The sequence below is a fragment of the Blastococcus sp. TF02A-26 genome (assembly GCF_003319125.1).
Classification (GTDB): Bacteria; Actinomycetota; Actinomycetes; order Mycobacteriales; family Geodermatophilaceae; genus Trujillonella.
The window spans coordinates 70,462-86,826 of record NZ_QOHG01000021.1; the positions used below are offsets into that span (position 1 = coordinate 70,462).

Consider the following 16,365-nt stretch of genomic DNA (forward strand, 5'->3'; position numbering starts at 1 on the left):
GCGGCGACGGCCGCCACCACCACCAGCCTCGTCGGACGCACGCGCACGGGGACCACCGATCGATCTGGCGGACGCGGGAGCGGGTCCGGGTTCCGGTGAGGACGGTGCAGGGTCGGCGGCGGCGGCGTCAACGCCGACACGGCCGGGACCGCTCAGACGGTCAGGGCCGCACCCACCAGGGCGCCGGCCTCGTCGGCGGGCAGCGGACGGTGCAGCAGGTAGCCCTGCACGTGGTCGCACTCCTCGGCGCGCAGGCGGTCCAGCTGCTCGGGCTCCTCGACGCCCTCGGCCACGACGGTCAGGCCGAAGGTGTGCGCGGCCCGGATCATCAGCGACACCAGCTCGCGGTGGCCCGGGTCGGTGGAGCCGATGAAGCTGCGGTCGATCTTCAGCGTGTCGACCGGCATGTGGCGCAGCTGGCCGATCGAGGTGTAGCCGGTGCCGAAGTCGTCGATCGCGATGCCGACGCCCATCTCGCGCAGCGCCGCCAGGTGGTCGTAGGCCGTGCGGTCGCTGATCAGCACCGTCTCGGTCACCTCGAGCACCAGCAGCTGCGCCGGCAGACCGGAGGCGGCGAGGGCCTCGGCGACGTCGGCCACCACGCGGGGCTCCGACAGGTGCCGGCCGGAGATGTTGACCGCGATGGTCGGCTCCGGCTCGCTCGGCCCGAGGGCCGCGCCCGCGCGCCACTCGGCGAGCTGGCGGGTCGCCTCGTGCAGCACCCAGCGGTCGATCTCGCAGATCAGCGACGACGCCTCGGCCACCGGGATGAACTGGTCCGGGGGCACGGGGCCGACGCCCGGGCGGTGCCAGCGGATCAGCGCCTCGAAGCCGGTGACGACCTCGCGGGCCACGTCGTGCACGGGCTGGTAGTGCAGCCGCATCTCACCGCCGGCGAGACCGGCGGCGATCGCGGCCTCCGTGTCGGCACGGGCGGTCAGCTGGCGGCGCAGGTCGTCGTCGAAGACCTCCGCCCGCCCGCGGCCGTGGGCCTTCGCCCGGTACGCGGCGGTGTCGGCCTCGGCGAAGAACGCGTCGGCGTCGGTGCCGCCGTCGCGGCTGACGGCCACGCCGATGCTCGCGCCGATCCGCACGGCGCCGCCGTCGACGTCCACCGGCCGGCTGACGACGTCCACGAGCCGCTCGGCCAGCTGGACGAGCTCGTGCTCGTCCTCGACCTGCTCGACCAGGACGACGAACTCGTCCCCGCCGAGCCGCGCGACGGTGTCCCCGGCTCGCACGGCGGCCAGCATGCGGGTGGCGGTGGTCCGGAGGACGATGTCCCCGCAGGCGTGGCCGTGCCGGTCGTTGACGGCCTTGAAGCCGTCGAGGTCGACGAAGAGCAGTCCGGTCGTGCCGCCGGACCGCTGCGCACGGTGCAGCGCGCCGGTGACGGCGGCGACGGCCTGGGCGCGGTTGGGCAGCTCGGTCAGCGGGTCGTGGGTCGCCCGGTGGGCCAGCGCGACCTGGAGCTCCTCGCGCTCCCGGACCGAGGTGACCAGCTGCCGCACCGAGGCGTGCACGGTCTCCCCGAGGGCACCGGGCAGCGGCTGGTCGAGCAGGTGGTTGTCCAGGTCGCCCCGGGCCACGGCCGCGGCCTGGTCCTGGAGTCGGCGCAGGCTGTCGACGGTGGACCGCAGCGCCGCGGAGACGGTGCGCACCTCCCGCGGGCCGGTCACCTCGACGTCGACCAGGTTGCCCTCGCTGAGCTGACCGGCGCGCTCGGCCAGCACGGTGAGCACCCGGCCGATCCGCAGCCCGACGACGGTCGCGGCCAGCGCGCTGAGCACGACCAGGCCGATGCCGAACTGGAGCGTCGTCTCCAGAGCCTCCTGCGCACGCTCGGCGTCGGCCTTCGCGAGCTCCTCGGCACTGGCGACCGCCGAGGCGACGAGGTCGTTGAGGAGGACGTCCCGCTGTGCGCCCTGGGTCATCAGCGGCACCATGTCGGCCACGGGCACCGGGGGGAGGGTCCCCTCTGCCTGCATCGCGAGCATCGCGTCGAGGTCGGCCATGAGGGGGTCGACGCGTGCGGCCTGCCACCCCAGGGTCAACTCGGGCTGGGAGAGGTCGGTCATCCGGCGGACGGCGTCCTGGTAGGCGAGCCATGAGGACTGCCCGGCGATCCGCGACCCGGCCGTCAGCTCACCGGCGTCCAGCTGCGAGGCGAGGAACAGCGGGAAGAGGCGGGCCGAGTTCTGCGCCACCTCCGACACGAGCCCGACGTCCTGGGTGGCGCGCAGCGTCGCCGCCGGCACCTCCTCGGAGCTGGCCGCGTCCGCGGCCTGGCTCTGCGCCTGGGCGAGGGCGTTGGAGACGTCGATGTAGCCGAAGTAGACGTCCTCCGGCGCGATGGTGCGCGCGTCCAGCCCTGCCCGGTGGGTCCGCAGCAGCTGCTCGGCGCGCTCGGCCGTGGCGGACCCCGGGGAATCCGTGGAGAGCGCCGCCAGGGTTTCGTCCGTGCCCACCCGGGACTCGGTGACCCCTCGGCGCATGTCCTCGGCCACGGCGGCGACGAGGGCCGGCGGCAGGTTCAGCGCCGCGGCCAGCGCGGGGTCGTCCACGACCGCCGCGGCCAGCGCGGGCACGATCTCCTGCTCGACACCGCTGCGGGCGGCGTCCAGCTGGGCCATGGCCTGCACGGCCTGCTCGGCGCGGCGGGCGCTGTCGACCTCGGCCTGCTGGTCGCGCACCAGGTAGGTGGTCAGACCGACCACACCGACCTGCGGCACCAGCGCGAGGGCGCCGAGGAAGATCCACAGGGGGAGGCCGCGCCGGGTGCGTCGGGCCGAAGGTGCCATGGCTGCGACATCGGCGCCTGCGGGGAACGCCCTGAGATCCCCTCACCCCGGCGGGGGAGGTCGACTGGCCGCCCCCGCGGCCACCCGCTAGGGCCGGGGCGAGCGCAGTGCGGCCAGGACCTGCGCGTACATCGCCGTCTTGATGCCGGCGAGGTTCGGGCCGGCCAGCGCGGCGTGCCCGGCGGCCCGATCGACCGCGGTGGCGCGCACGGCCTCGGCCTCCACCGCCACGTCGACGATCCCGGCCGCCTGCGCCTCCGTGCCGCCGTACCGGCGGGAGGTCACCATCGCCTCGTGCGCGGTCTGCTGCGGCAGCCGCGCCTGGATCAGGGCGGCCATCCCGGGCATGAAGGGCAGTCCGAGCGCGGCCTCGGGGAGCGACCAGTAGCCGCGGTCGGCCCGCATCACCCGGCTGTCGTGCGCGAGGGCCAGCATCGCCCCGCCGCCGAAGGCGTGACCGGGCAGCGCGGCCACCGTGTACAGCGGCGCGGAGAGGAGCCGGGCGAAGACCTCCTCGATGCGGTCCGTGTACGCCGGCCCGACGTCGGGGTTCGCGAGCAGCCAGTCCAGGTCCAGCCCGTTGGAGAAGAACCGGCCGCCGGCGGTGGTGACCAGCGCCCGCGGGCCCTCGGCCGCGGTCACCTCGTCCAGCGCGGCCTCGACCTCGGTGAGCCAGTCGAGCGTGAAGCGGTTCTCCCCGTCGCCGAGGTTGAGGACGAAGACGTCGTCCTCGCGGGTCAGAGCAGGCATGCCGCGACGCTAACGGCCGCCCTAGTCCGTCCCGGCCTCCATCGCGGCGCGGTCGAGCAGCTCCTCGTCGGCCGACACCTCGCCGCGCGAGGCGATCACCTCGGCCCCGCCCGCCGACAGCGCGCCGATGAGCCCGGTGGAGGCGGCCTGCGCGGCACCGACCAGCGCCGGCTGCGCGGTGCCCACCATGCCCAGGCCGGCGTACTGCTCGAGCTTGGCGCGGGAGTCGGCGATGTCGAGGTTGCGCATGGTCAGCTGGCCGATCCGGTCGGTCGGGCCGAACGCCGAGTCCACCGTGCGCTCCATCGAGAGCTTGTCCGGGTGGTAGCTGAAGGCCGGGCCGGCGGTGTCGAGGACCGAGTAGTCCTCCCCGCGCCGCAGGCGCAACGTGACCTCGCCGGTGACGGCCATGCCGACCCACCGCTGCAGCGACTCCCTCAGCATCAGCGCCTGGGGGTCCAGCCAGCGGCCCTCGTACAGCAGGCGGCCCAGCCGGCGGCCCTCCGAGTGGTAGGTGGCGAGGGTGTCCTCGTTGTGGATCGCGTTGACCAGCCGCTCGTAGGCGATGTGCAGCAGCGCCATGCCCGGCGCCTCGTAGATGCCGCGGCTCTTCGCCTCGATGATCCGGTTCTCGATCTGGTCGGACATGCCGAGTCCGTGCCGGCCGCCGATCGCGTTGGCCTCCAGCACGAGCGCCACGGCCGAGTCGAACTCCGTGCCGTTGATGGCCACCGGACGGCCCTGCGCGAAGGAGATCGTGACGTCCTCGGTGGGGATCTCGACCTCGGGGTCCCAGAAGCGGACGCCCATGATCGGCTGGACGATCTCCAGGCCGGTGTCGAGGTGCTCCAGCCGCTTCGCCTCGTGGGTGGCGCCCCAGATGTTGGCGTCGGTGGAGTAGGCCTTCTCGGTGCTGTCCCGGTAGGGCAGGCCGTGGGCGACCAGCCACTCCGACATCTCGGTGCGCCCGCCGAGCTCGCTGACGAACGCCGCGTCCAGCCAGGGCTTGTAGACCCGCAGCCCGGGGTTGGCCAGCAGGCCGTACCGGTAGAAGCGCTCGATGTCGTTGCCCTTGAAGGTCGAGCCGTCGCCCCAGATCTGGACGTCGTCCTCGAGCATGGCGCGCACCAGCAGGGTGCCGGTGACCGCGCGGCCCAGCGGCGTGGTGTTGAAGTAGGCGCGCCCGCCGGAGCGGATGTGGAAGGCGCCGCAGGTCAGCGCCGCGAGCCCCTCCTCGACCAGCGCCGCCTTGGCGTCGACCAGGCGGGCGATCTCGGCGCCGTAGGCCGAGGCGCGGCCGGGCACCGAGGCGATGTCGGGCTCGTCGTACTGGCCGATGTCGGCGGTGTAGGTGCACGGCACCGCACCCTTGTCGCGCATCCACGCGACCGCCACGGACGTGTCGAGCCCCCCGGAGAAGGCGATCCCCACCCGCTCGCCGACGGGGAGGGAACTCAGCACCTTGGACATGGTGCTGATTATGCACGCCCGTGCATGACCATGCACAGGCGCCCCGGGGGCTCTCAGGCATGGGTACCGATACCCGCGTCCTCGGGCCCGTGGACGCGGGTATCGGTACCCATGCCTCAGGTGGCGCGCCGGACGACGTGCCCGCAGCCGCCGCCGAAGGCCTCGACGTCGAACCCGCGGACGGCGAGCACGTCGGCGACCGCCCGGCTCATCACCTGCTGGACGGCGTCCTCGGCGGCCGCGCCGTGCACCTGGTCGACGCTCATCCGCTCGTGCTGGCGCCAGGTGACGACGATCCCGTCGAGGTCGGGCTCGCAGCGCAGGACGGCGCCACCGAGGGCGGCGTCCTCCCCCGTCGCGTCGTGCAGCGGCAGGCCGGCCTCGGCCAGGGCGGCGGTGACCTCGACGACCAGCGTGGTCAGCGGGTCCTCGTCGTCCACGACCTCCTCCCACTCCCCGGGCAGGCGGCCGAGCTGCTCGCCGAGGTGGGCCAGCCACGCCCACTCCTGCGGGGAGGGGCGGCGCTTGACCCGGCCGTCGGGCCGGCGCACCCCGTAGACGGTCTCCACCGTGCCCGGGGGGTGCTCCGCGGTGGCCCAGCCGGCCTCCGCGCGGGTCGCGAAGGGCCCGGCGACGACCGGACCGCGGCCGTCGTCCTCGACCTCGGTCAGCCACCACCCCAGGACCGTCGCGCCACCGACTGCGATCCCACCGACGGGAAGACGACTCACGCTGTGCACCACCACTTCTGGGACTCCGACCGGCGCCGGGGAAGTGCGCCGGTTCCCTGCTCGCCGCTGGTCGACGGCTGCTCGGGTGTTCGAAAGGTAGGAGCCGGGTCCGCGCCCGCCCGCCGGCTGCGGACGGCGACTCCCGGCGCGTCGCGGCCGGTGAGCGCGGCGGCCACGGGGAGTTGCCACCCCGTGCCGGAGCGCTGCGACCGCGGCGCGGTGGTCACCGCGGTCCGGGGGTGACCATCCAGCAGTCGCTCGACCCGAAGGGCTCGACCTCGAAGCCCATGGTCTGCAGCAGCGTGGCGACGGCGGAGCTCATGGTCCGCTGCACGGCCGTCTCGAGCGCCGCGCCGCGCACCTGCTGCACGCTCATCCGGTCGTGCTGGTGCCAGGTGACGAGGACGCCGGCCAGTCCGGGGCCGGGGCTCAGGCACACCCCGCCCGCCGCGCCGTGGCCGTTGCAGTCGTGCAGCGGCAGCCCGGCCTCGACCAGCGCCGCGGCGACCTCGACCACGAGCGTGGTGAGCGCGTCGTCGTCGGACACCAGCTCGTCCCAGTCGTCGCCCAGCCGGTCCAGCTGCTCGCCGAGGTCGGCCAGCCAGGCCCGCTCGGCGGGGAGCTGGCGGCGCACGACGGTGCCGTCGGCGCGCTGCGAGCCGTAGACCACCCGGGTCGACTCGGCCAGGCCGTGGGCCAGCAGCGCCCAGTCCGCCTCGAAGCGGTCGTCGAAGGGCCCGGCGACGGCGGAGCTGCCCGACTGCTCGGGGTCCTCGTCGACCAGCCACCAGGCCGGTGCGCTGCCCGGCGCGCCGATCCGCTTGCCGGCCGGGTGCGTGGCGACGCTGACGGCCGCGGCGAGCTCCGCGCGGAACTCCTCCGCCGGGTCGGCCGCACCGAGGTCGGCCGAGGAGGCGCCGCCGGTCAGCGTCACGACGTCGGTGACGCTCTCGGCCAGGACCTCGGCCGGCGCGGCCGCGACCGCGGCCGGCTGCCGGGCGGTCCGGACGGCGTTGCGCTCGAACTCGTACCGAGCGGTGGAGCTGGTCCCCAGGGCGACCACGACGGCGGCCAGGACGAAGAAGCCCAGCAGCGTCACCGTGGGCCAGAGCAGGACGACGTCCTCAGTGGGCACCCGAGGCTCCGTCCGGGGAGATCCGGGTCGCGCAGGAGGTACCGGCCGGCGGTCGCTCTGCCGAGAAGAGATCCAGCAGCCCCGTCTGCCCGTCGCGCGCGGCGGGGGACGGTGGGCGGCATGCCGGTGCATGGGGCGCGTTCACGCGGGTGCTCCTCGAACTGTCCGTCGCGGCCGGGGAAGTGCCGCGGACAGCACGAATAGTGGGGTCCGCGGCGCGTGCGCGGGGCGCGTCGGACACGACTGCGGCGGCGCCGTCACCCAACTGTTGTGGAGCCTCCCGCCACGGCCGCTGACCTGCCGGAACGGGCGCCTCCTTGTCGACAAGAGGTGTGGTCCCGAGCGTGCGGAGCGGTCGTCGTCGCCTGCATCACGCCCGCGGCGCCCGGGACCGCGGCATGTCGCGGTCCCGGGCGCCGTCGGTCACGGCGTGTAGGTGATCTGCTCCGCGACCCGGAGCACCTGGTCCCGGGTGAGGACCGGCGGGGCCAGGAGCCAGAACACCCGGCCGTCGGGGATCTGGCCGGCGACCAGCCACGTGTCCGGCTCGCCGTCGACGGCGAGCCCGACCAGCGCCGGCAACCCCTGCACCGTCACCTGCTCGGCCGGCGCGGCCAGTGCTCTGCCCTCGAACAGGTCCCCGAGGGGGACGGTCCCTCCGGGCAGTCCCTGGAGACTGACCCGCAGCGGGGGCTGGGCGGGGTCGGTGTCACTGACGAGATCCAGGCTGCGGCTCTCCTCGTACCCGCCCACCGTCCAGCCGGCCGGTGCCAGTCCGAACCCCAGGCCGAGCGGCTGCGGCCGGTCGACGACGGACCCCGCCACCGCGACCACGGCGTCGGGGTTCCCGTAGGAGCCCTCGCCGAGGACCGCGACCCAGCGGCCGTCACCGCGTTCGACGACGAGCGTGACGTATCCGTCGCCCTCCACCAGCTCCGCCGGTGCCCCCCCGACCGACAGCTCCACAGCCGGACCTCCCGGGTCGTTCCACACCGTGTCCGGCAGGTCCCGGGGATCGGCCGCGACGAGGTCGACGAGCACCCGGCCGTCGTCGGCGGTGTAGTCGGCGAGGTACTCGACCGGTCCGCCGCCGTAGTACTCCATGCCGCCGCGCATGCTGAAGGCCGGCGTCAGCCCCTCGGGCGCGGGATCGAGGGAGAACGGGAAGGCCACCTCCTCCGCGGCGACCAGCTCGATCCCGCCGGCAGGATCCGACGACGGCGCGCTGGTGGTGGACGGCGTCGCGACCTCACCCCTGTCCGACGCCCCGTCGGAGGTGACGACGACCGCCGCCGTCCAGGCCGCGGCCACCACGACCACCGCCGCCCCGACGCCGAGCACGGTGCGACGGGTCGACCGCCGCCGTCCGCGGTCCTCCCGGGCGTCGGCGACGAGCTGGCGCGCGGCGATCACCGAGGCCGGCTCGTCGGCGGGGAGGTCCGCGACGAGCGCGAGGCCCGCGTCGGCGTCGGCGGTGAAGTGCGCGAGGAACCCCTCGGGCAGCGGCGGCAGGTCCGCATCGGAGACGCCGCGGGCGGCGGCGAGCCGGTCGTCCAGGTCCCGGTCACTGATCACGGTCGTCCTCCTCCGTCGTGCCGTTCGGGTCGAGTTCAGCGCGCAACCGGGCCCGCGCCCGGTGCAGCCGGACGCGCGCCGCGCCCGGGGTCAGGCCGAGGGCGATGGCCGCCTCGGCCGGGGTCAGGCCCTCCCAGGCGACGAGCGTGACGAGTTCCCGGTCCTCGGCCGACAGCCGCCCGAGGGCGTCGGCCAGCTCCCGGGTCCCGGCGCGTCCCTCGGAGAGCGCGACGGGGTCGGGCAGCGGCGTCCCGGCGAACGCCTCGGCCAGCCGCTGCCCGAGCCGCCCGGCCCGCCGTCGACTCCGCGCCGCGTTGGCCACGCAGAGCCGGGCGATGCCGAACAGCCAGGGCCGCACCTCCGCGGCGTCGGCGGGCAGGTCGCCGCGCCGGCGCCAGGCGACGGCGAAGGTCTCCGCGACGACGTCGAAGGCGTCCTCCCGGGAGGCGCAGCGCCGCAGGGCGTAGCCGAGGACGGCGCTGCCGCTGGTCCGGTAGGCCTCCTCGAAGCGGTCGTCGACGAGCGGGTCGGGAGGCGGTGGGGGCTGCCCTCGCATGGCGATCACACACTCACATGTCCGGTCGCGCCCGGGCGTTACAGCCCCGCCCCCTCCGCCTCATCCGCCCCGCGCGCCGGCTGCCACCGGGGCCGGCTCCGGGAAGGAGCGGTCACCGAACAGGACCCGGCGGGCCGCCGCCCGGCCCACGCGCGTGCGCAGGAGCGCGAACCCGGCCGACGCCATCGCCGGCGAGCGCACCTGGGCGAGGCCGGAGCGCAGCAGGAGCCGCCCGCGGAAGCGTGCCCTCAGCGCCGCCCCGTCGTAGGCGGCGAGCGGATCGGGCCGGCCGGTGCGGAGCGCCTCGTCGAGGACGGCGGCGGCGTGCCGGGACAGCCGCAGGCACGGGTCGAGCCCACCGGCGGTCAGCGGGGAGACGGCGCCCGCGGCGTCGCCCACCAGCAGACCCTCGGCGCAGCCGATCCGCCGCAGCAGACCGCCGACGGGGATCGGTCCGCCCCGCCGCTCGACGTGCTCCGGCCGGTCGGCCGGGACCCCGGGCGCCGCCGCGGCGAACCGGTCCAGCGCCGCCCGCATGCCGTCGGGGAACCGCGAGGCGTAGCCGGCGACGCCGACGTGGGCGTGCCGGCCGTCGTCCACCACCCACGCGAGGTAACCCGGCGCGAGCGAGGGGTCCAGCACGCAGGAGAAGGTCGGCGGACCGGTCGGGCCGGACACGGCGAAGACCTCCTCCGCCCCCACGATCAGCTCACGGTTGCGGTCGAGCCCGAGGTCGCGCGCCACCCGGGAGCGGGCGCCGTCCGCGCCGACGACGAACCGCGCCCGCACCCGCACCCGCCCGGCCGGCCCCTCCAGGAGGGAGACGCCGCCGCTGCGGCCCGCATAGCGCGTGCCCAGCGCGAGCCGCACGCCGGCGTCGACCGCCTCCCGCGCCTGACCCAGGTAGAGCGGACCCATGTCGCCGACGCGGAACTCGTCGCGGTCGCTGTCCAGCGTCACCGGTCGGCGCCGGTCCGGCGGGTACAGCACCACCCGCCGGATCGGCGGCCCCAGGTGCTCGGGGGCCAGAGGGAAGTCGTCGAGGGTCCGGCGGACGAAGATCCCGGTCGTGCGGATCGCCCCGTCGAGGGCGCGGCGCCGCTCGACCAGCAGCACCTCGTGCCCGTTCCGGGCCAGCAGGGTGGCGGTGTGCAGGCCGGCGAGCCCGGCGCCGACGACCATCACGTCGACGTCGTTCACCGTGGCGGCGCGGGGACGGGGGCCTCGTCGGGATCCGGCACCCACTCCAGCAGGTCGCCGGGTTGGCACTCCAGCACCCGGCACATCGCCTCGAGCGTGCTGAACCGGACCGCCTTCGCGCGGCCGTTCTTGAGCACCGCCACGTTGGCTGGGGTGAGCCCGACCCGCTCCGCGAACTCCCCCACGCTCATCTTGCGGCGGGCGAGCTCGACGTCGATGCGGACGACGATGGCCATCAGATGACCGCTTCCATGTCCGTCCGCAGCGTGGTGGCCTGCCGCAGCAGCGCCCGCATCACCACGAGCAGCAGCCCGACGACGGCGCCGATGAGCAGCAGCACCAGCAGCAGCGCGAACAGGCCGGCGTCGTCGCTGACGTCGTCGACGATGAAGTAGTAGGAGCAGACCCACGCGCCCAGCAGCATCACCCAGCCCGTGGCGACCGCCCGGACGATGGCGTTCACCCACGGCAGTGCCGCCGCGCTGAAGATGCGGTCGTCGGTGACGAGGGTCAGCAGGTACCAGGTGCAGACGACGACGACCTGGACGCACACCAGGCCGAGCACCGAGACCGCCAGCATCGTGCCCCGCACCACCGACTGCTCCAGCGACGGGTCGGCGATGTCCGGCAGCATCTCCGGGAGGGCCCAGACCTGGGCGGCCACCAGGGCCAGGATCACCACGACCAGCAGGACCCGGAGCGGCAGGACCACACGACGTATCCGCGACATGCACCGACTCTCGCGAGGTCTCTATCGATTGTCAATCGATAGCCACCGCGTGTCGGTAGATCGAGGGAACCCTCCACGCCATGGTAGGTGAGAAAGGCGGTCCCGGCGGGGCCCCGGACACGGCACGATCACCGCCGTGAGCAGCACGCCCGCCGACCAGCGCCTGCGCGACCTCGCCCGGCTGCGCCGCGTCCGCGACCGCATCGACCGGGAGTACGCCCAGCCGCTGGACGTCGAGGCGCTGGCCTGCGGCGCGCACATGTCGGCCGGCCACCTGAGCCGGGAGTTCAAGCGCGCCTACGGCGAGTCCCCGTACTCCTACGTCATGACGCGGCGGATCGAGCGCGCCATGGCCCTGCTGCAGCGCGGCGACCTCAGCGTCACCGAGGTGTGCTTCGCCGTCGGCTGCTCCTCGCTGGGCACGTTCAGCACCCGCTTCACCGAGCTGGTCGGGATGTCGCCCAGCGCCTACCGCCGCGAGCGGGCGCAGGTGACGCAGGGGCTGCCGCCGTGCGTGGCCAAGCAGGTCGCGCGACCGGTCAGGAATCGAGAAGCACCCGGCACAGCGCCGTCCCTAGCGTGATCACCATGACCACCTCGGACGTCACCATCCACCAGACCTTCCTCCCCACCGGCGACCCGGAGGCCTCGCTCGCGTTCTACCGCGACGTCGTCGGCTTCGAGGTCCGCCTCGACGTCGGCCAGGGCCAGATGCGCTGGATCACCGTGGGCCCCGCCGGCGGTTCCGGCACCTCCGTCGTGCTGCACCCCCCGGCCGCCGACCCCGGCGTCACCGACGAGGAGCGCCGCACGATCGCCGAGATGATGGCGAAGGGGACCTACGCCAGCCTGATCCTCGCGACGAAGGACCTCGACGCCGTCTTCGAGCGGATGCAGGCCCGCGGCGGCGAGGTGGTTCAGGAACCGGTCGCTCAGCCGTACGGTGTACGGGACTGCGCCTTCCGCGATCCCGCCGGGAACATGATCCGCATCCAGGAGGTCCCGTGAGCTCGACCCTGACCAGCGACAGCACCGAGACGATCGAGCACCCCGCCGACGGCCACGACCTGATCCGCGTGGTCGGCGCACGGCAGAACAACCTCAAGGACGTCAGCGTCGACATCCCCAAGCGCCGGCTGACGGTGTTCACCGGGGTCTCCGGCTCGGGCAAGAGCTCGCTGGTGTTCGGCACCATCGCCGCCGAGTCGCAGCGGATGATCAACGAGACCTACAGCGCGTTCGTCCAGGGCTTCATGCCCACGCTCGCGCGGCCCGACGTCGACGTCCTCGAGGGCCTGACGACGGCGATCATCGTCGACCAGGAGCGGATGGGCGCCAACCCACGGTCGACCGTGGGCACCGCCACGGACGCCAACGCGATGCTCCGGATCCTGTTCAGCCGGCTGGGCACGCCGCACATCGGCCCGCCGACGGCGTTCTCGTTCAACGTCCCCACGCGCAAGGCGAGCGGGGTGATGAGCACGGAGAAGGGCGGACGGGTCGAGAAGAACGTCGTCCGCGACGTGACCTACCTCGGCGGCATGTGCCCGCGCTGCGAGGGCATGGGCTCGGTCTCCGACTTCGACCTCACCGCGCTCTACGACGGGTCGAAGTCGCTGGCCGAGGGCGCCCTGATGGTCCCCGGCTACAGCATGGACGGCTGGTACGGCCGGATCTTCGCGGGCTTCGGCTTCGACATGGACAAGCCGGTCGGGCAGTTCTCGAAGAAGGAACTCGACGACCTGCTCTACAAGGAGCCGACGAAGATCAAGGTCGAGGGCATCAACCTCACCTACGAGGGCGTGATCCCGAAGATCCAGAAGTCGATGCTCGCCAAGGACGTCGAGGCGATGCAGCCGCACATCCGCGCTTTCGTGGAGCGGGTGATCACCTTCCAGCGGTGCCCGGAGTGCGAGGGGACGCGGCTGACCCCGGAGGCGCGGTCGTCGCGGATCGACGGGAAGAACATCGCCGACGTCTGCGCGATGCAGATCAGCGACGTGGCGGAGTGGGTGCGCGGCCTGGAGGAGCCCTCGGTCGCGCCGCTCCTGACCGGCCTGCGGCACCTGCTCGACTCCTTCGTCGGGATCGGGCTGGGCTACCTGTCGTTGGACCGCCCCGCGGGCACGCTCTCCGGCGGCGAGGCGCAGCGGACGAAGATGATCCGGCACCTCGGGTCGTCGCTGACCGACGTCACCTACGTCTTCGACGAGCCCACGATCGGGCTGCACCCGCACGACATCCAGCGGATGAACGACCTGCTGCTGCGGCTTCGCGACAAGGGCAACACGGTGCTCGTCGTCGAGCACAAGCCCGAGACGATCGTGATCGCCGACCGCGTCGTCGACCTGGGGCCGGGCGCCGGCAGCGAGGGCGGCGAGATCGTCTTCCAGGGGACGGTCGAGGAACTGCGGCACAGCGACTCCCGCACCGGCCGTCACCTGGGCGACCGGGTGGCGCTCCGGCCGACCGCCCGGACCTCGACCGGGGCGCTGGAGATCCGCGGCGCCCGGCAGAACAACCTGCAGGGCGTCGACGTCGACGTCCCCACCGGCGTCCTGACCGTCGTCACCGGGGTCGCCGGGTCGGGCAAGAGCTCGCTGATCCACGGCAACCTCGCCGGGCGGGACGGCGTCGTCGTGGTGGACCAGGGCGCCATCAAGGGCTCCCGGCGGTCCAACCCGGCCACCTACACGGGGCTGCTGGAGCCGATCCGCAAGGCGTTCGCCAAGGCCAACGGCGTGAAGCCCGCTCTCTTCAGCGCCAACTCGGAGGGGGCCTGCCCCACCTGCAACGGCGCCGGCGTGATCTACACCGAGCTCGGCGTCATGGCCACGGTCGAGTCGCCGTGCGAGGACTGCGAGGGCAAGCGGTTCCAGCCCTCGGTGCTGGAGTACACGCTGGGCGGCCGGAACATCGCCGAGGTGCTGGCGATGTCGGTGACCGAGGCCGAGGAGTTCTTCGGCGCCGGTGAGGCCCGCACCCCGGCCGCGCACGCGATCCTGGACCGGCTGGCCGACGTGGGCCTGGGGTACCTCACCCTCGGCCAGCCGCTGACCACCCTGTCCGGCGGCGAGCGGCAGCGCATCAAGCTGGCGACCCGGATGGCGGAGAAGGGCGGTGTCTACGTCCTCGACGAGCCGACGACCGGCCTGCACCTGGCCGACGTGGAGAACCTGCTCGGCCTGCTGGACCGGCTGGTGGACTCGGGCAAGACGGTGATCGTCATCGAGCACCACCAGGCGGTCATGGCCCACGCCGACTGGATCATCGACCTCGGTCCCGGCGCCGGGCACGACGGCGGACGGATCGTGTTCGAGGGGACGCCGGCCGACGTCGTGGCCGACCGGTCCACCCTCACCGGCCAGCACCTCGCCGACTACGTCGGCGCCTGACCGCCGCGCACCGCTCGCCGCTCGCCGCTCGCTAGACGGCCGCGGCGACCAGACTGGCGACCAGGACCAGCGGCAGCGAGACCACGGCTCCGAGCGAGGTCGCCGCCGTCAGGGTCTTGAGGCTGCCCTTGGTCGAGAGGTCGAGCAGCGTGCTGAACATCCAGAAGAAGTTGCTGTTCACGTGCAGCGCGAACATCGCGCCCGAGGCGATGGCCAGCGCGATGACGACGGGGTCGACGCCGAGCGAGCCGACGATCGGCGAGATGATGCCCGCCGCGGTGATCGCCGCGACCGACACCGACCCGATCGCGAAGTGCAGCACCGCGGCGATGAACCACGCCAGCAGGATGCTCAGGATCACCGGCGCGCTCTCGTCGGCGGAGAACAGGTCGACGAGCGTCTCCTCCATGCCGCTCTCGGCGATGACGGCGCCGAGCGACCCGCCGACGCCGGTCACGAGCAGGATCTCGCCGGTCGTGCGGAAGCCGCGGGTGAGGACGTCGCCGACGCCGTCCGCGCCCAGCGAGGGCCGGACCATGGCGAAGGCGATGAGCAGCCCGACGAACAGGGCGATGTTGGCGTCGCCGAGGAAGGTGACGACCGGGTTGGAGACCTCGGCGACGTCGAGGATCGCCCCGGTGGCGATCAGCACCAGCGGCACGAGGATCGGCAGCAGCCGCACCCCCAGCGGCAGGCGGGCGGCGCGCTCGGCCCGCGGGGCGTCCTCGCTCTCGTCCTGGGCGGCGCCCTCCCCGGGAACCGCGTCCTGGTCGAGATCGCTCGCGTCGTCCCAGTAGCGCCGTCCCAGCAGCAGGCGGAAGAGGAAGGTCGTGATCAGGGCGGTGGCCAGGCCGATGGGCAGCCCGTAGAGCAGGTAGGTGCCCAGGGGGACGTCCATGAGCCCGGCGATGGCGACCGCGGCCAGGCCCGGGACGACGAAGACGTAGCCGGAGAAGATGCCGATCCCCATCGCGCCGGCGAGCCACGGCAGCCCGATGCGCCGGTCGACGGCCGGCGCCGACTCCTTCGCCATCGGCGCCGCCAGGACCACCTGCACGTCGACGTAGATGGACGGGAAGATCGTCGACAGCGCACCGGAGATGGCGTACGGCAGGCGTCGGCCGACCTTCCGGGCCAGGATCGCCACCAGGTCGTCGAAGGTGCCCATCGAGTGCAGCAGGGCACCGATCAGCACGCCGAAGCCGATGAGCAGGCCGACCTCGGCCATGATCTCGCCGAACCCGCCGGTGATCTGGTCCACCGTGCCCTGCGCGCCCAGGCCGGTGACGAGCCCGAGGTACACGCACGCCACCAGCAGCGAGATGACCGGGTCGACCTTGAACCTGATGATGAGGACGATCGCGCCCAGGATCGCGATGGCGGCGTGCAGGATCTCCACGAAGGGTTCCGATCTGTGGGGCCGGTGACGCGCCCCACGCTATGGGACCCACCTCCCGCCGCTGTCGGTCAGTCCGGGCCGTGGGGATGGCTGAGGTCGTAGGCGCGCGAGACCTTCGCGGGGACGACCGTTCTCCAGGCGTCGACGACCAGCTCGCGGGCCTCAGAGGGCTCCAGCGCAGCGAGGTCTGCGTGGACCCAGTTGAAGCGCATGTCCGACGCCGCCGGCAGCTGGAAGCGGTCCGGATCGCCCTGGACGAGCGCCGCCCGCTCCTCCTTGGGGAACGCGAAGCCGTTCACCCTCTCGTCGGGGGAGAACGCCACGTAGACGATCTGCCCGACGCGGAACTTCAGCCGGCCCCGGACGTACACCGGGTACGAGCGCTCCAGCTCCGTCCCCAGCGACCGGACGTCGTCGATCACCGCCATGCTCGGACCTCCGCATCCCGCACACGGGGATCGACCGGGAGAGCGGGCCGGACTCATCGCGAGTGGGCCTGTCCAGCTTCGGTTGATGCTTGACGGAGCTACGTCGGTTGATCCTTGACGCTCAGGACGTCGTTCGTTGGATCGATGCCCGCTTCTTGCGGACCTCCCCTCGGCTGGTGCGGGCGACGGTCTTGG

General features: G+C 73.6%; 15 protein-coding genes. 3 read left to right on the forward strand and 12 right to left on the reverse strand.

What is annotated here, in order from left to right; translation table 11 throughout:
* Positions 1-152 precede the first annotated feature (152 nt).
* From DQ240_RS19790 to DQ240_RS19835, 10 genes are all read right to left on the reverse strand, one after another.
* Entirely contained in the window at positions 153-2,801 is a 2,649-nt protein-coding gene (locus DQ240_RS19790) for a bifunctional diguanylate cyclase/phosphodiesterase (protein WP_113841422.1), read from the reverse strand.
* A gap of 87 nt (positions 2,802-2,888) precedes the next feature.
* Complete coding sequence (locus tag DQ240_RS19795; RefSeq protein WP_113841423.1) at positions 2,889-3,551, reverse strand: enoyl-CoA hydratase/isomerase family protein; 663 nt, start codon at positions 3,549-3,551, stop codon at positions 2,889-2,891.
* 21 nt (positions 3,552-3,572) lie between these two features.
* On the reverse strand, positions 3,573-5,021 hold the full coding sequence (gene argG / locus DQ240_RS19800; RefSeq protein WP_113841424.1) for an argininosuccinate synthase: 1,449 nt from the start codon (positions 5,019-5,021) through the stop codon (positions 3,573-3,575).
* Between the two features lie 116 nt (positions 5,022-5,137).
* Positions 5,138-5,752: a hypothetical protein gene (locus tag DQ240_RS19805; protein WP_147262041.1), complete on the reverse strand. Its 615-nt coding sequence runs from the start codon at positions 5,750-5,752 to the stop codon at positions 5,138-5,140.
* Between the two features lie 223 nt (positions 5,753-5,975).
* A complete protein-coding gene (locus tag DQ240_RS19810) occupies positions 5,976-6,887 on the reverse strand; it encodes a hypothetical protein (protein WP_113841426.1) in 912 nt (303 codons plus the stop codon).
* Positions 6,888-7,310: 423 nt separating this feature from the next.
* The gene (locus DQ240_RS19815; RefSeq protein ID WP_113841427.1) at positions 7,311-8,462 is read right to left on the reverse strand and encodes a hypothetical protein; all 1,152 of its coding nucleotides are present in this window, start codon (positions 8,460-8,462) and stop codon (positions 7,311-7,313) included.
* Positions 8,452-9,018, reverse strand: a complete 567-nt coding sequence (locus tag DQ240_RS19820) for an RNA polymerase sigma factor (protein WP_113841447.1) — start codon at positions 9,016-9,018, stop codon at positions 8,452-8,454. The genes DQ240_RS19815 and DQ240_RS19820 overlap by 11 nt, the downstream gene beginning before the upstream one ends.
* A gap of 60 nt (positions 9,019-9,078) precedes the next feature.
* Positions 9,079-10,218: an NAD(P)/FAD-dependent oxidoreductase gene (locus DQ240_RS19825; RefSeq protein WP_233498841.1), complete on the reverse strand. Its 1,140-nt coding sequence runs from the start codon at positions 10,216-10,218 to the stop codon at positions 9,079-9,081.
* Entirely contained in the window at positions 10,215-10,454 is a 240-nt protein-coding gene (locus DQ240_RS19830; RefSeq protein WP_113841428.1) for a helix-turn-helix transcriptional regulator, read from the reverse strand. The genes DQ240_RS19825 and DQ240_RS19830 overlap by 4 nt, the downstream gene beginning before the upstream one ends.
* Complete coding sequence (locus DQ240_RS19835; protein WP_233498842.1) at positions 10,454-10,930, reverse strand: DUF2975 domain-containing protein; 477 nt, start codon at positions 10,928-10,930, stop codon at positions 10,454-10,456. Before DQ240_RS19835 ends, DQ240_RS19830 begins: the two co-directional genes overlap by 1 nt.
* A gap of 154 nt (positions 10,931-11,084) precedes the next feature.
* On the opposite strand from DQ240_RS19835, the gene DQ240_RS19840 reads away from it, so the two are divergent.
* The 3 genes from DQ240_RS19840 to DQ240_RS19850 are packed head-to-tail and all read left to right on the forward strand — an operon-like array spanning position 11,085 to position 14,343.
* Positions 11,085-11,531: a helix-turn-helix transcriptional regulator gene (locus DQ240_RS19840; protein ID WP_113841430.1), complete on the forward strand. Its 447-nt coding sequence runs from the start codon at positions 11,085-11,087 to the stop codon at positions 11,529-11,531.
* A gap of 5 nt (positions 11,532-11,536) precedes the next feature.
* On the forward strand, positions 11,537-11,956 hold the full coding sequence (locus tag DQ240_RS19845) for a VOC family protein (protein WP_113841449.1): 420 nt from the start codon (positions 11,537-11,539) through the stop codon (positions 11,954-11,956).
* On the forward strand, positions 11,953-14,343 hold the full coding sequence (locus tag DQ240_RS19850) for an excinuclease ABC subunit UvrA (RefSeq protein ID WP_113841431.1): 2,391 nt from the start codon (positions 11,953-11,955) through the stop codon (positions 14,341-14,343). Before DQ240_RS19845 ends, DQ240_RS19850 begins: the two co-directional genes overlap by 4 nt.
* 31 nt (positions 14,344-14,374) lie before the next feature.
* Here DQ240_RS19850 and DQ240_RS19855 read toward each other — a convergent pair whose 3' ends face one another.
* Positions 14,375-15,742 (reverse strand): GntP family permease, encoded by a 1,368-nt coding sequence (locus DQ240_RS19855; RefSeq protein WP_113841432.1) that lies wholly within the window; start codon positions 15,740-15,742, stop codon positions 14,375-14,377.
* 68 nt (positions 15,743-15,810) lie between these two features.
* On the reverse strand, positions 15,811-16,170 hold the full coding sequence (locus DQ240_RS19860; protein WP_113841433.1) for an MmcQ/YjbR family DNA-binding protein: 360 nt from the start codon (positions 16,168-16,170) through the stop codon (positions 15,811-15,813).
* Between the last annotated feature and the right edge of the window lie 195 nt (positions 16,171-16,365).

Coding starts and splice junctions, on each gene's coding strand:
- DQ240_RS19790 (WP_113841422.1), bottom strand. CDS start 2,801: ATGGCACCTTCGGCCCGACGCACCCGGCGCGGCCTCCCCCTGTGGATC.
- DQ240_RS19795 (WP_113841423.1), bottom strand. CDS start 3,551: ATGCCTGCTCTGACCCGCGAGGACGACGTCTTCGTCCTCAACCTCGGC.
- argG (WP_113841424.1), bottom strand. CDS start 5,021: ATGTCCAAGGTGCTGAGTTCCCTCCCCGTCGGCGAGCGGGTGGGGATC.
- DQ240_RS19820 (WP_113841447.1), bottom strand. CDS start 9,018: ATGCGAGGGCAGCCCCCACCGCCTCCCGACCCGCTCGTCGACGACCGC.
- DQ240_RS19830 (WP_113841428.1), bottom strand. CDS start 10,454: ATGGCCATCGTCGTCCGCATCGACGTCGAGCTCGCCCGCCGCAAGATG.
- DQ240_RS19845 (WP_113841449.1), top strand. CDS start 11,537: ATGACCACCTCGGACGTCACCATCCACCAGACCTTCCTCCCCACCGGC.
- DQ240_RS19860 (WP_113841433.1), bottom strand. CDS start 16,170: ATGGCGGTGATCGACGACGTCCGGTCGCTGGGGACGGAGCTGGAGCGC.